16 protein-coding genes and 1 other annotated feature are annotated in these 13786 nt (G+C 45.1%); of the genes, 3 read left to right on the forward strand and 13 right to left on the reverse strand.

Going from position 1 to position 13786, the window contains the following annotated elements; translation table 11 throughout:
• Window positions 1–55 precede the first annotated feature (55 nt).
• From GCU39_RS13375 to GCU39_RS13410, 9 genes are all read right to left on the reverse strand, one after another.
• Window positions 56–628: a lysophospholipid acyltransferase family protein gene (locus tag GCU39_RS13375; RefSeq protein WP_152393979.1), complete on the reverse strand. Its 573-nt coding sequence runs from the start codon at window positions 626–628 to the stop codon at window positions 56–58.
• A gap of 3 nt (window positions 629–631) precedes the next feature.
• On the reverse strand, window positions 632–1333 hold the full coding sequence (gene cmk / locus GCU39_RS13380; RefSeq protein WP_152393980.1) for a (d)CMP kinase: 702 nt from the start codon (window positions 1331–1333) through the stop codon (window positions 632–634).
• Between the two features lie 134 nt (window positions 1334–1467).
• The gene (locus tag GCU39_RS13385; protein ID WP_152393981.1) at window positions 1468–1698 is read right to left on the reverse strand and encodes a hypothetical protein; all 231 of its coding nucleotides are present in this window, start codon (window positions 1696–1698) and stop codon (window positions 1468–1470) included.
• Window positions 1699–1759: 61 nt separating this feature from the next.
• On the reverse strand, window positions 1760–2413 hold the full coding sequence (locus tag GCU39_RS13390) for a flagellar brake protein (protein WP_152393982.1): 654 nt from the start codon (window positions 2411–2413) through the stop codon (window positions 1760–1762).
• Between the two features lie 170 nt (window positions 2414–2583).
• Window positions 2584–3945: a germination protein YpeB gene (ypeB, locus tag GCU39_RS13395; protein ID WP_152393983.1), complete on the reverse strand. Its 1362-nt coding sequence runs from the start codon at window positions 3943–3945 to the stop codon at window positions 2584–2586.
• 84 nt (window positions 3946–4029) lie between these two features.
• The gene (locus tag GCU39_RS31515; protein WP_193726916.1) at window positions 4030–4179 is read right to left on the reverse strand and encodes a hypothetical protein; all 150 of its coding nucleotides are present in this window, start codon (window positions 4177–4179) and stop codon (window positions 4030–4032) included.
• Window positions 4180–4219: 40 nt separating this feature from the next.
• Window positions 4220–4912, reverse strand: a complete 693-nt coding sequence (prsW, locus tag GCU39_RS13400) for a glutamic-type intramembrane protease PrsW (protein ID WP_152393984.1) — start codon at window positions 4910–4912, stop codon at window positions 4220–4222.
• 104 nt (window positions 4913–5016) lie between these two features.
• Complete coding sequence (locus tag GCU39_RS13405; RefSeq protein ID WP_152393985.1) at window positions 5017–5631, reverse strand: genetic competence negative regulator; 615 nt, start codon at window positions 5629–5631, stop codon at window positions 5017–5019.
• A 357-nt stretch (window positions 5632–5988) separates the two neighbouring features.
• Window positions 5989–6432, reverse strand: a complete 444-nt coding sequence (locus GCU39_RS13410; RefSeq protein ID WP_152393986.1) for a hypothetical protein — start codon at window positions 6430–6432, stop codon at window positions 5989–5991.
• A gap of 95 nt (window positions 6433–6527) precedes the next feature.
• Between GCU39_RS13410 and GCU39_RS13415 the strand changes: the two genes are divergently transcribed.
• Window positions 6528–7376: a polysaccharide deacetylase family protein gene (locus tag GCU39_RS13415; RefSeq protein ID WP_152393987.1), complete on the forward strand. Its 849-nt coding sequence runs from the start codon at window positions 6528–6530 to the stop codon at window positions 7374–7376.
• Window positions 7377–7426: 50 nt separating this feature from the next.
• Here GCU39_RS13415 and GCU39_RS13420 read toward each other — a convergent pair whose 3' ends face one another.
• The 3 genes from GCU39_RS13420 to GCU39_RS13430 are packed head-to-tail and all read right to left on the reverse strand — an operon-like array spanning window position 7427 to window position 9145.
• Window positions 7427–8269, reverse strand: coding sequence for a metallophosphoesterase (locus GCU39_RS13420; RefSeq protein WP_227793569.1), 843 nt, complete (start codon window positions 8267–8269; stop codon window positions 7427–7429).
• 24 nt (window positions 8270–8293) lie between these two features.
• Window positions 8294–8548: a hypothetical protein gene (locus GCU39_RS13425; RefSeq protein WP_152393988.1), complete on the reverse strand. Its 255-nt coding sequence runs from the start codon at window positions 8546–8548 to the stop codon at window positions 8294–8296.
• Between the two features lie 3 nt (window positions 8549–8551).
• On the reverse strand, window positions 8552–9145 hold the full coding sequence (locus GCU39_RS13430; protein ID WP_152393989.1) for a CPBP family intramembrane glutamic endopeptidase: 594 nt from the start codon (window positions 9143–9145) through the stop codon (window positions 8552–8554).
• A gap of 66 nt (window positions 9146–9211) precedes the next feature.
• On the opposite strand from GCU39_RS13430, the gene GCU39_RS13435 reads away from it, so the two are divergent.
• On the forward strand, window positions 9212–10126 hold the full coding sequence (locus GCU39_RS13435; RefSeq protein WP_152393990.1) for a hypothetical protein: 915 nt from the start codon (window positions 9212–9214) through the stop codon (window positions 10124–10126).
• A gap of 183 nt (window positions 10127–10309) precedes the next feature.
• Window positions 10310–10539 (forward strand) — a binding site (T-box leader).
• 64 nt (window positions 10540–10603) lie between these two features.
• Complete coding sequence (gene serA / locus GCU39_RS13440; protein WP_152393991.1) at window positions 10604–12190, forward strand: phosphoglycerate dehydrogenase; 1587 nt, start codon at window positions 10604–10606, stop codon at window positions 12188–12190.
• Between the two features lie 159 nt (window positions 12191–12349).
• On the opposite strand, the gene GCU39_RS13445 is transcribed toward serA, so the two are convergent.
• Window positions 12350–13786, reverse strand: a complete 1437-nt coding sequence (locus tag GCU39_RS13445; protein WP_152393992.1) for a HAMP domain-containing sensor histidine kinase — start codon at window positions 13784–13786, stop codon at window positions 12350–12352.

Genomic DNA, 13786 nt, shown 5'->3' on the forward strand with positions numbered 1-13786 from the left:
CGTTCAAAACCATTAAAATGTAGTATCTTTCCAAATACGAAATTCATGCATGCATTCATCGATATTGATGCTTTAATTGCTCGATTTGCTTCATGATCTCATCCGTAAGTGTATCCACTGCGGTCTTCGGATCTTCTTGGAAAGGGGTCATATCAATCGGTGTGCCATATACCACTTTCACTTTACTGAACAGCCGATAGTTGCCGATGATGGCTACAGGTACGACAGCGGCGCCGCTTCGAAGCGCGAAGCTTGCTGCCCCTTTCTTCCCTTCTCCTTCGGAATGACGCGAACCTTCCGGGAAAATCCCCATCACCTTGCCGTCGCGCAGAATATTCAGCGAGATCTTAATCGATTCTTTACTTACACCGCCACGTTTGACTGGGAATGCACCAAGTTCATGAATTAACTTACCGAACAACGGAATCTTGAACAATTCCTGCTTGGCCATGAAGTGCACTTTACGTTCCAATAAAACGCCCACCGTAGGTGGATCGAATAAACTAACGTGATTCGAACAGAGCAGAACGCCGCCTTCTGTCGGCACATGTTCTGCGCCTATTGCTTCAAGACGGAACAATAATCGATATAATCCGCGTAAAAGGCCTCTACAAAAATTATACAACATAGTTTACTTCGCTCCATCCGTTTTGGTTCTGCAATAGTCAATAATCTGATCCACAACTTCTTCAATGCTCATGGATGTTGTGTCCAATGAAATCGCATCTTCAGCACAGACGAGCGGTGAAACTTCGCGTTGTTCATCTTGACGATCACGTGCAGCAATATCATGGATGAGCTGCTCCAGTGTTATCTGCTGACTATCTTTAATCTCTTGATAGCGTCTCAGAGCTCTCTCCTCAACACTTGCTGTCAGGAAAATTTTCAGTTCAGCTTGCGGCAACACATGTGTACCGATATCGCGGCCATCCATAACTACGCCTTTGCCTGCAGCCATCTGGCGCTGCATATCGACGAGAATGGATCGAAGCGGACCAATCTTGGCATAAGTAGACGCATGCTGACTAATCTCGTTCGTACGAATAAAGCTTGTAACATCTTCACCATTCACGATGACCTGTTGTGTCTGTTCACCGGGAATCAATTCAATATGTAGCTCCTTCATCGCATTCAGAACCCGATCGGTATCCCCTGCTGGAATCCCATGCCCCATCATGAACCACGTTACAGCTCTATACATCGCGCCTGTGTCTACATAGACATAGGAGAGTTTCTTCGCGACCTGACGAGCTACCGTACTCTTCCCTGCTCCTGCAGGGCCGTCAATTGCAATGTTGATCTTGTCTAGTGTGCCTTGCTGCGCATTCAACAACAGGATGTTCCTCCTCAAAACGTTCCTCACGTCGAAACGACTTCATTCATCCTTAAATTTCAAGAAAAAAGCAGGCGTTGCCTGCGACGTGAAAATTATACCACACAAAAAAGAGAGATGCAAAAAATAATCCGCTATGGAAGCGATTTGTTTGGTGTTTTGTCGCTTGAAATCGGAACGCCTTCCAATCGGTCGACACCAGAGATAAACCCGCGTACCATCGGGATTCGAAGCAAAATCTGACATACAATAAGCAGGCAGCAGCATATCCATAACCATCGCTTCAGATGGCTTTCGACACGGTTCGCAAATTGAATAAATAATTGCACATATTGTTCCGATTGCTGATCTTTTTTCTCACGCATGTGATACACCTCCAGCACGAATTGGAGGCTAGTATTCCCAAGTTATGTATGAATTATGCCATTATTTTTTACGATAATCGAATTGTTTCTCAAAGCAAAAACGGATGATCTTCTGCTGTTCCATATCTACGACTTCACTGAACTTCATCATAACAAGCTGCTTGTCATGTGTTAGCGGTTTGATGCGTACTGTCTCAGCCGTGAATTGTGCATGCTCAACCGTTCCGTTACGATACGGAATCAACAACCAACAGGATATTTGCTGACCCGGCTTCACACTCCACTTCGCGTCGCAGCGAAAGGAGATCCCGCCCCCGCTCACATCTTCTGTAATCGCAATGAACTGCACTTGATCCATTAATTTCACGGCGAGCTCTAATTCTGCGGTGACACGCAAAAAATTGCGTCGTTGAATTTTCGAAATCGACTCCAGTTCCGGCTTCTTAATCGCTACCATGCGAACAACATCCTGACGGGACCCGCAGACATAAGTATTAAAGTAGTTCTTCACGCCGCCTTCCGTCAGAAAATAAACCGAAAGCTCATCGCCTAGATGAAGCGGCTTATATCGCCCCGTTCGTTCATCTAACGGAATTTCAATGTATAGATTGGTCTCATCCATCTCTACAATGCGGGACTTATATTCATGGTGTGATTCCTGTTCGTCCGCCGATGCCACTTGAATATAGACCAGATCACTTACTCGAGGTAACAACCAAATCACCTGCCATATCTAAATTTCTCCTCGTCGATTCCCTCGAACATGGGGTACAAATCTAGCCATATTATAACATATTACGTCAATAAAACACGCACAAAGTGATGAGGATATGAAAACATAATAAAGCCCTCCGACAGGATTATCGGAAGGCTGGGATCGACCACTTATGCTGGTTTCTTCTGCTTCATACCTTTTAACTCTTCAATATGTTCTTCCATTCCCGTCTCCGCATTGAGGTATATACGATAGCTAGTACCGTTAATATCCCCTACGAACTCATAGCACAATGTTTGCTGTCCAAGCTCATTTTCGATGATCGCTAACCGATTGAATCTTTCCTTCAGGTCTGGGTTCAAATATTTCCGTGCTTGTTCTACGCTAAGCTTCGGTGTAATTTTCTTCTTATCGAGAACATGCTTCTTATATTCAAAATCACTGGCTTGGATCCCTGTAACTTCACCATTATCGAGAGCAATCCGTACGGTAATACGCTCGGGGTAGAAGAGAATACCATGCTGCTTATGCACGAAGATTGTACTGCCGATGTTGTCATATTCATCATAACTTACCGGCACCATCTCAGGATATTTATGATCGTTCAGGAACTTCTGCGCCGCATCCATCGCCTGATCCTTCGAAATTTTCTTCGCACCAATATCCCGTGTATCCATGTAACTCGTGAGATGGCCTCCACGTTTGGTGTAATCTAGATGAACGACCGTCTTCGTATCTTTCCGTTTACCTGTGACCGAGTAGGAGGCGTATTCTGTCTTTGCCCCGTTCTCAACCACTTTGACATCCGTAATCTTATGGTCGCCGAGGAACGTAGATGCCTTCTTCTTAATCTCTTCCTTGGTCACATTTTGGCCAGCTAACATTTTTACCGAACGCTTGCTATAGACGCTGTTTACGGCCGGCCCCCAGTTAATCTCAGGGTAATTCCCAACCTTTTTGTCAACGGTTTTAAATCCATCGATGATGGAATTATCCAGCTTCTGCGTCTTGCTCGCCATGACTTCCTCCACATCCAGCCAGCGCATGTTATTCTTCAACGCCGTTGCTTGTACCTTGTGAAGATCATTGGCAATATCCTCTGAATTCGTATACAACGTTTTGAGCATTTTCAGCTCTTCTTTACTAAGCGGCTCCTTCGTCATATCGCGCATCGAAGCTTTGTAAGAGAAGTTAGAAATATGGGACAGAAAATCCTCTGTTTTGCTGAAAGGCAATAAAGTCAAAGGAAGCTGGTTAATCTCATTCTGCGCCTCACTTGTTATTCGCCATACATTAGCCAGACTCTTACGATGCATTCCTTGTGAAGCTGAATTTACTGCGAGCGCATTACCTAATTCACTATGTAATTTCTCCACATGATACGAGAGATCATGGAACGCTCTCTGATATTGACTTTCCGCCTTCAACATGACGGCATTCTTCTGCTTATACTGTTGATAGCCCCAGTAAGCAGTCGCAATCAAAATTAGGGCGACAACCGGAAATAACACTGCACTAATTCGCTTATACATTGTACAAACGGCTCCTTTCTCATCACAAACTGACGTTAGTATGATTCAAAAAAGGAAGCTTTATGCATTTTCCGATCAATCGCCCTAATAACGGTCTTCTTCGATTTCAAAATCTTGCGTATTATTACAAAGACATTGTTTGAACCCTGTTTCAATCCGGCCGCGTTCTTTCTTCCCGCGAAGGACGAATTTCTCTCCGCAGTTCTTGCACCGAATTCTCACTTTGACCCGCATCCGATCACCTCATTAAGCAGTATAACCGGATTTCAATCGTTTAATCTTGTATTTCCTCACGTTTTAGTAGACGGAACGGCGAGCGAGAGTTCGCACTCTTCACATTCATCATCCCGCGATACCATAGATAGATCATGAGGGGAACGATATACCAGATCCAATACGTTTTGAACGTAAGTAGTACATAGTCATATACGCCATGCCAAAAGAGCGGAACAATCACTGCATATAGCAAGTATCGTCTCTTGCGTTTCCCTTCTGTGAATTTTGCTTTGCCAAAATAATACCCCATCATGACACCAAATAGTGCATGTCCCGAAACAGGCAACAGCGCACGTATCAATAAAGTGCCAAACGAAGGATGGCTGTACCAGGCGTACATAAGATTTTCTATCGTTGCAAATCCGAGCGAAACCGCAACGGTATAGAGAATACCATCATAAGGTTCATCGAATTCCGTATGATTATAAACAATGTGATAGATCACGAACCATTTAACAGCTTCCTCAACGCCCGCGGATATACCGAAGGAGAATAAGTAAGGATTATCCCCTAACCAGAGCTGGATTCCATGCTGGATGATCATAATCGGCAGGACAATGAGAAATCCGAGCAAAAATATTTTGACCACCATGGAGATAGGCTCACTGTCATAACGATCTTTCAAATAGAAATACACAAGCAACGCGATACCCGGCGCGATTGCTGCCGTTAGTATTGAGAACAATGGCACCGAATATGACCTCCTAAAGTTTTGCGAAGTAAAACTGACTTCGTGAGCATATGCATGTTTTGCGGAGCAAAACTAACTTCGTAAGCAGGAACGAGATCGCTACATTACTGCAGCGGTGTGAAATGAGCGCAAATGGTGCCGACTGCATTCGACGGCATTACGACTTTGGCATACTCATCGAGTACGGCTGGCGTCACGGAAGTCGCCTCACCATATTCCGCAAGCAGTGCTATTAGTGCATTATATGCGCTTTGTTCTAAATCCTTTGGCTCGAGATGCAGAATGTAACGGTCTTTATAATAATATAACTTGCCTTCTTCCTCGACATGTGGTGCAATCAAATGAGCGAGGTCGATCAAATGCTCGAAGTCAGCGAAGGCGTACATAATGGTATCGCTCTGTTCCATTGTTACTTCCATCTCATAGACTTCCTCTTCTAACTCGTCTTCTAAATTCACTCCTAAAGAAGGAACATCATATTTTCCACGGGTCACGATGACCACCATACCTTGCGCGGGCAGTGCAAACACTTCAACAGCTAGCGGTCCTGTTGGATCGAATCCAAGTTCCGTATAGGCTTGATCCATCATTTCGCTGAACAATTCATGGACTTTAGGGATTTCTCTCCACATATCTTCTTTTTGGATTCCGCGCTCTGACAAGTCATCGAACGTAAGGAAAATCCGTATCTTATTGGTACTTAGGCGTTCTATTTTCATGACAGGATCCTCCTTAAACAATCATGCTGATAATATAGAAATAATCGAATGCATCTTCCATTATACCATTGAAAGCATCGGTTATAACAGTTTATGAAAAGACATATAATGTGTGCTCGAGGAACGCCCTCAGATATCATGGTAACACTAAATTTCCTCGTTTGCACTAGTTAAGTTCTAACCGCCAATAAAATAAAAACATACAAAAAAGAATCATATCACACATTTACATGTGCAACATGATTCTAGAGGCATCGGTAAGAAACCGTTCAATCGACAAAGAAATTATCGCATGAAATACGAAGATACGCCTATCGCCCTCGATGAGGACGGATAAGCGTATCTTCTTGGTGCATCTTATAAGGAGGTATTATTCTCTTTCAGGATGGCGTCCACTTCGCGTTTGACAGTAGCTGATTTATTAATCAGATCCTTCAGCTGAGCGTGGCTGCTTGCACTTCCGCTGCTCGATGATAGGTCCGATCCGAACTCGGTATCAGACACGGTTGAAGATGCAAAGCTGGAAGTGGATGACGATGACGGCGCAGACATCGCGAAGCTGCTTGGAGCTTGGCTCGTGTACGATGATGTTGTAGTTGTTGAAGAAGCAGCACTTGCATCCTCTTTGAACGCTGGGCTAAGCGTGACTTCAATAACTTTATCCTTGGCTTTGCTCATCCAATCATTGACAGTATGACCCATATCGCCTGCTTTGGCCATCATCATCTGCTTGTTATTGCTAAGATATACGGCTGCCGCCGCACCAAGCACACCGCCAATCATAAAAGCTGTCATTTTCACGACGAAAACCTCCTTTTTATGATAAGATCATTACATATTGTGACCCTTCAGATGAAACTCATCCCGTTTAAAATAAGGAAATGGAGCTAACAAACATGAAGCTTACGCCCTCAAAATGGATCCTTCTGATCACACTTGTCATTAGCCTGACTGCTTGCGGTCAACAAACCGAGCAACAAAGCCAAGCGGAGAATCAGCCAAAAGCAATATCGGAATCTAAACCTTCTGCGGTAACCAACGAACCCCAAAAACAAGCTGAAAAACCTGTTGAGGAACCACTAAACAACGATAACCAGGTTGCTAAAACGTACATAATGAACAAAGTCTATAACATTGTTCCTGCAAAGGACGGGACGGAGAAAAAAGTCGTCCTGCTTACGTTCGATGATGGACCCAAGGATGAGAAAATGATCAATCGCCTGATCGATACGTTGGACAAACACCATGCCAAAGCGATTTTTTTTGTCAATGGATATCGTGTCAAAGCGCATCCGGAGCTGCTAAAGCTGATCCACGATCGGGAACAAGTGATAGGCAACCATAGCTGGGATCACATCAATCTGAAGAAGGAATCCGAAGCCAGCATCAAAAAACAAATTGAAGATGTGCAGAAGATTGTCAAAGATACCGTCGGTGAATCACCGAAATTCTTCAGGCCGCCTTTCGGACTAGGGAATGACACTGTGCGCAGCATCGTAAAGAATAATGGGATGCTGTTCATGACATGGTCAAATGGATCCCTCGATTGGGACTCGAAGAACAAAAATAAACCTGATGCGGTCATCAAAAACGTGCTCGAACAGCTCCATCCTGGCAGTAACATTCTGATGCACGAGCTGCCATGGACAGTCGATGCCTCAGATGAACTGCTGACCAAATTGGAAGACAAAGGCTATAGCTTCGTAAATCCGCTAGCTATTGATATCGGCGAAGACATCCAGTAATTCAAAAAGCAATCCAGCGCCATGTACATGGCGGCTCGGATTGCTTTTCTTCATTTTGTGGCGTTATCTTGTTGATGGAGCGTAATGATATGTACTTCGGCTGGGCAAAATAAACGAAGCGGCAGATGCGACGTACCGAATCCTCTACTGATGAAAACACGGATAAGCGCCTCGCTTCCCTTACGGACAACACGGTCAAGTGTATATAATCCGCAGGAATACTGACGATAAATCCCGTGGGTGACGAGCGGACCAATGCCTGGCAATCGGAACTGTCCTCCATGCGTATGACCCGCAAGGATAAGGTTAACCGGTTCATCATGCAACTGCTGGACAATTCCTGGATCGTGAACGAGCATCATCGTGAAGGCGGGTTGGAATCTTGGCTCTGAGAATGCGAGTCTCAAATTCGCCCGATCGGTCAGCAGATCATCTACACCGACAAGCCACACGCCTTGATTTTCTTTTTCCAGCCAAATCGCCTCATTATCAATCACTTGCACGCCACATTCCCGGAGTACAATATCTAGTTGTCTATAGTCCGCCTTGTAATCATGATTGCCATGTACCGCATAGATGGGGGCGATCCTGCGTAGAAGCTGCATGTTACGCTTCACCCGCTCCAACGGCACCCCGCGTTCCGTCATATCCCCTCCGAGCAGGATCAATTCGATCTGTGTGTGATTCGCTGCTAGAGATGCAATCCATTCCTCCGAGATGTGACGGCGATGGATATCACTAATGAACAGGAACTTCGTCTCATGCCATGGATCAGGCAGCTCCGGGAGCGCAATATGCTCCTCCTGAATCACGGTATGTCCGGCTTCATAGCTCATTCGAATTAGAACGAGCACGATCAATCCAATCAATATCGCAATAATCACCCATAGCACGTTAATTCTTCCCCTCGCTCCTGATTATGCCATCATCTTACGACCCCAATACAATAACCCGATTAACAATAGAATAAAAAGTACGATAAGCGAATGATAGAAAAGGCGCGTTAGCTTCCCACGCTGCGATGGATGAAGCTCACGCCTAGAGCCAAGTTCTTCGGATTTCTCCGAATCAACCGAAGCTTCCGGTTGCCCTTTCTCTTTCTTCCCTTCTCTTCGATCTTGGCGCGGTCTTCTTCGCCCGTATTTCTCAACTCGACTTAACTGCTTGCTCATGAATCATGAATCCCTCCGGTAACGAATGATCAGTCCTAATACGAAATCGACGATGAAATGTGTGATGATGGGTGCCCATAAGGTCCCCGCTTGGATGTAGATATACCCCATTCCGTAACTGATCGCGAACACGAGTCCTGTCGGAATCCAATGCTTTAAATATCGTACATGAATGACTGCGAATAGAATACTCGTCCAATATGGTCCTAAGTTATGCTGAATCGCACCACGAAATAACACTTCCTCACAAATCGCTACCATCGCCGCAATGATGAAAATATGCCAGATCGGCCGCTTCTTGAACAACATGTCATTTATTCCGCCATCATTCATCGCATCCTCTGGAACAAAACGTCCTGCTAGTAGATCTGCGGCTAATACAAGAACAGAGAGACCGACTCCCCAGTATAGAAATTCAATTCCTTCTGGCCATGATAATAGAGTTATCGGATTTCTTCTCTGAAAAATAAGCCATATGATACCGATAATAAGAGTAAGAGCTTGCGTGATATACAAATTAATCAATAATAAGCGATCATTGAGATCATGAACGGTGACTTGTTTGAGCTTGAAGCGTTTAAAGTTGATTTTTTTCATCGTTGTCCTGCCTGTTCTTTATATTGTATTCAAATTAAACTCATCGTAATCGAAGGAGCGCTTCACATGGAAAAAAGACCCTCTAGAATTTATCTCTTTTTTAGTCTCGGATTCATCTTCATGCTTATCTGTGCGGTTGGATCCTTCTTTTATGGCTTGAAAGTTGGGACAGACCGGGCGGAAGCCAAATATGACGCAAAAACGGCTGCCACACAGCAAATCAAACGAGTCGGAACGTATCCGCAGCAAGACCTAGTATCATTCTATCATACTGTTCTACTGCCGTATCGTGAATTTCAGAATACATGGTTCGAGGATATGGACCAATTAAATGCTGGCGACTCCGCGACAGATAATGCATCGATCGTTCGCGCTTTAGGCAAGCTTGCTGACGAGCAATACAAGCAGGCGAATCAAAATCCGATCAATGGCACCTCTCCATTGCTGCAAGATGCCCAGACAAATTATCTCAAAGCGTTGAAACTGTTCAGTACGGGTGCATCTAAATATACGAGCAAGGCGAACTCGATTCCAGGCCCGCTGGTGGCTGAGCAGCTCGCAAAGGATGAGTACATTAAAAATGCGATGAACTATTCCTTAAAAGCGCAAGAGCAAATGTTTTTTGCCATATTAAAATGGAGCAACACGATGAACTCCGAAATCCCTAAGCAAGCAGTATTCCAGCCGAAAGTATCGATGACCGAGTGGAAGAGCTATCCAATTGCTGTGAAGAACCTGCTGATAACCAATATTCTGCTAGAGAAAAAGATCTATCAGCCTTACTATCCACAAGATATTACGACGAAAATCGATCAAATGATTCAAAATGGCGGAACCCGAGATCTTAACGTGCAATCGATTCAACAATTCGTAGATTTATTGCAACGTACAGATGCGATAAAAGCCAATGAGTTTAAGAAAAACAAAAATCGATATTATCGAAATGAACTGCTGCCGCAGCTTCCATTCTTCTATGAATAACAAGAAAAAAAGCAGTAATAGCATCATAACAAACCTTTGAATCACTATTCAAGTTCGCGACATAATGAAGACTTTTTTTGACAATGAATGACCAACTCTGAAGATTGTGTGACAAAAATCACAGTTATGCAAGTTCCTATTGACACTTTTCATTTCCGATGATAAATTAATGGAAATAAATTGTGAAAAGCATTGATGGAACGAACACTAATGCAGCCTACAGAGAGCCGATGGTTGGTGGAAATCGGCGGTGAGCAACAGTCAGTTCAGCAGTCCTGAGTTATTGCATTGAAATGTGAGTAGGTGCAATCGGCAGAATCCGTTATCGTTCATGGTCTTCGGACCGATTGAGGCTGCTAGGTTCATCAGCAGCGAATTAGGGTGGCACCACGAATTAAACTCTCGTCCCTTACTACGGTAGTAGTATGCGGATTGAGAGTTTTTATTTTTTTTAACCAATAAAGGGAGGTTTACACAATGTACAAAGTATTAGTATCGGATCCGATCAGTGACATGGGTATTCAGCAATTGGTTGACGCCGCCGACATTTCGGTAGAAAAGAAGACAGGACTCAGCGAAGATGAGCTCGTCGCAATTATTGGGGAATATGATGCCCTACTCGTCCGCAGCCAGACTCGGGTTACGGCTCGCATTATGGAAGCCGGCAAAAATTTGAAAGTGGTTGGTCGCGCAGGGGTCGGCGTTGATAATATCGACCTTGAAGCAGCAACCAAGCAAGGGATTATCGTCATCAATGCACCAGACGGAAATACGATTACAACTTGTGAACACACTTTCGCGATGATGATGGCATTGTCCCGTCATATTCCACAAGCTTACATGAAGACCGTTCAAGGCGAATGGGACCGGAAGTCCTTCCTCGGTGTCGAACTTCGTAATAAGACACTAGGCGTCCTTGGTATGGGCCGTATCGGCAGTGAAGTTGCCAAGCGCGCCAAAGCATTCGGGATGGAGATCCTTGCTTATGATCCGTTCCTGACAGAAGAACGCGCAGAGAAACTACAAGTGACACTCGCAACGGTCGATGACATTATCCGTAACGCAGATTTCATGACGGTGCATACACCATTGACGCCTGAGACACGTCATATGATCTCCAGACCTCAATTCGAAGTCATGAAAAAAGGTATGCGTATCATTAACTGTGCTCGCGGTGGTGTGGTTGATGAACTAGCCCTTGTAGAAGCAATCGATCAAGGGATCGTCGCAGGAGCTGCATTCGACGTATTCGAAGAAGAGCCTCCTCGCGCAGATCACCCGTTCTTGAAGCATCCGAAAATCGTGGTAACGCCGCATTTGGGCGCATCGACAATCGAAGCACAAGAGAACGTCGCAATTGATGTATCGGAGCAAGTTCTTCACATTCTACGCAGTGAGCCGTACAAAAATGCCGTGAACATGCCTCAAGTGCCTGCGAACGTGCTGAACAAGCTGCAGCCATACTTCAAGCTGGGTGAACAACTGGGCGTATTCGTCGCTCAAATGATTCACGGTCCGGTGCAAGAGATTCACGTCAAATATTCCGGCGATTTAGCGGATTTCGATACGCAGCCAATTACACGCCATATTATTAAAGGCGTACTGTCCTTCCATCTTGGTTCGGATGTGAACATTATCAACTCCATGCATCTTGCTAAAGTTCGCGATGTGAACGTTGTCGTGCAAAAGTCAGCGGCAACAAAAGGCTTCACGAATCTCTTGCAAGTAACATTAAAATCTTCGACGGAAGAACGTCTCGTTGCAGGAACCCTGCTTAACGGTTATGGTGAACGCATTGTTCAAATTGATCGCTTCACAGTAGACGTTGCGCCAGAAGGAACGCTGATTCTGATTTCTCATACGGATAAACCAGGTATGATCGGAAGCGTAGGAACAACGCTAGGCAACAATGACGTCAACATCGCAACGATGCAAGTAGGACGTTCTGAGGCCGGCGGAAATGCCATTATGGCGCTATCGGTTGATCGCAGATTGCCAAAAGACGTGCTCGGACAATTGCTTCAAATTGACGGCATTCTGAAAGCTAAGGAAATTACATTGTAATCATAACGCACTCTTGCTAAGAAGCCCTCTGATTGCCACATGCTGGCGATGGAGGGCCTTTTCTTTGCTGCGATGTTCCACGAACAACAAGATTTAACTGCCTCCTTCACCAAAAAACACAAAAAACACCCTCATAACGAGAGTGTTTGTCATTTCAATTTAGATTTCGACAGGAAAAGCGATTGTAAATGTCGTGCCTTGACCTACTGTGCTCTGAACCGCTATCGTAGCATGATGCGCGTCCACAATATTCTTGACAATGGCAAGACCTAGTCCTGTTCCTCCGTTCGTTCCGCGCGTACGGGCCTTATCAGCCTTATAGAATCGCTCGAAGATAAACGGCACATCCTCGGAAGGAATCCCTTGTCCTTGGTCAGCAATCTTCAACACTAACATTTTGCCCTTCGAAGTCTCCGTATACCCTGCCGCGAGAACAATCTGAAGCCCCGGATTCGTATGACGGAATGCGTTGTCTAGCAAGTTCGTAAGCACCTGCTCTAGACGATCCTCATCAGCCCCTCCCAGAATCATTGACTCTGGCGGCATTTCTAACTGTAATTGAATGTCTCGCTCTTTGGCCAGAACCGAGAACTTGCGGTAGACGCGCTGAATCAATTGATCCAATTGCACGGTCTCGTGCTGCATCTCGATATGCCCTGCTTCCATACGCGCGAGGTCAAGCAGGTCCTTCACCAAACGTCCCATGCGCAGCGACTCATCATGAATGACTTGCACGAGCTCTTGACGCTCCTCTGGCGATGCGGCAATGTCATCCATTAATGCTTCACTGTAGCCTTGCAGCATCGATAGCGGTGTACGAATCTCATGGGAGACATTCGCTACGAAATCTTTGCGCAGCTTCTCAAGCTTAACCTCTTCCGTTACATCACGAAGCACGGCAACAGCTCCACGAACACTGTCTTGTGAATGAAGCGGCGCCATAACGACAGAGAACACGCCCTGCTGTACATGAACCTTGTCCGTAAGATCACTGCGAGTCTCAAGTACGGCTTGGAATAATGCATGCAACGGCTCAGGGATATGCGCTGTGTTAGCATTCCGCTCCTCCAAGTCTCCATCCCAGGACAAGTCGTTCCAAGCTCGAAGAATGTCCTCGCCTCTTGGATTTGCTAATACAACATTGCCTTCCGCATTGAAGGTAATCACTGCATCCGTCATACTCCGTAAAATGCTTGATAGATGTTCCTTCTCATGATTCAAGTCTTGAATGGTCACTTGCATTTCCTTCGCCATATGGTTGAACGTATGCGCAAGCTCTCCAATTTCATCCGTTGAACGAATGTTGAGAATGTTGAGCCCATCCGTATTGTACTCGCCCTTACGAATTCGATCCGCAGCTTTCTTGAGCATGCGCAGCGGTTGCGTAATTTTGTAGAACAAGAAAAAAGCAAAGACCGTCGTGAGTGAAAACCCGACGATCCCTGTGAAAATAAATAGACGCTTAACATCATAAGAATTCTTGAAATGATAGACATCAATATACGGTAACAGAAAGACACCTAGAATCATAAGAATCAGTGCAACAAGACCAATGATGGTCATCCATAGCTTGCCTACGACACTTTTCCAGAACAT

The organism is Paenibacillus guangzhouensis (genome assembly GCF_009363075.1).
In the GTDB taxonomy this organism is placed as follows: domain Bacteria; phylum Bacillota; class Bacilli; order Paenibacillales; family Paenibacillaceae; genus Paenibacillus_K; species Paenibacillus_K guangzhouensis.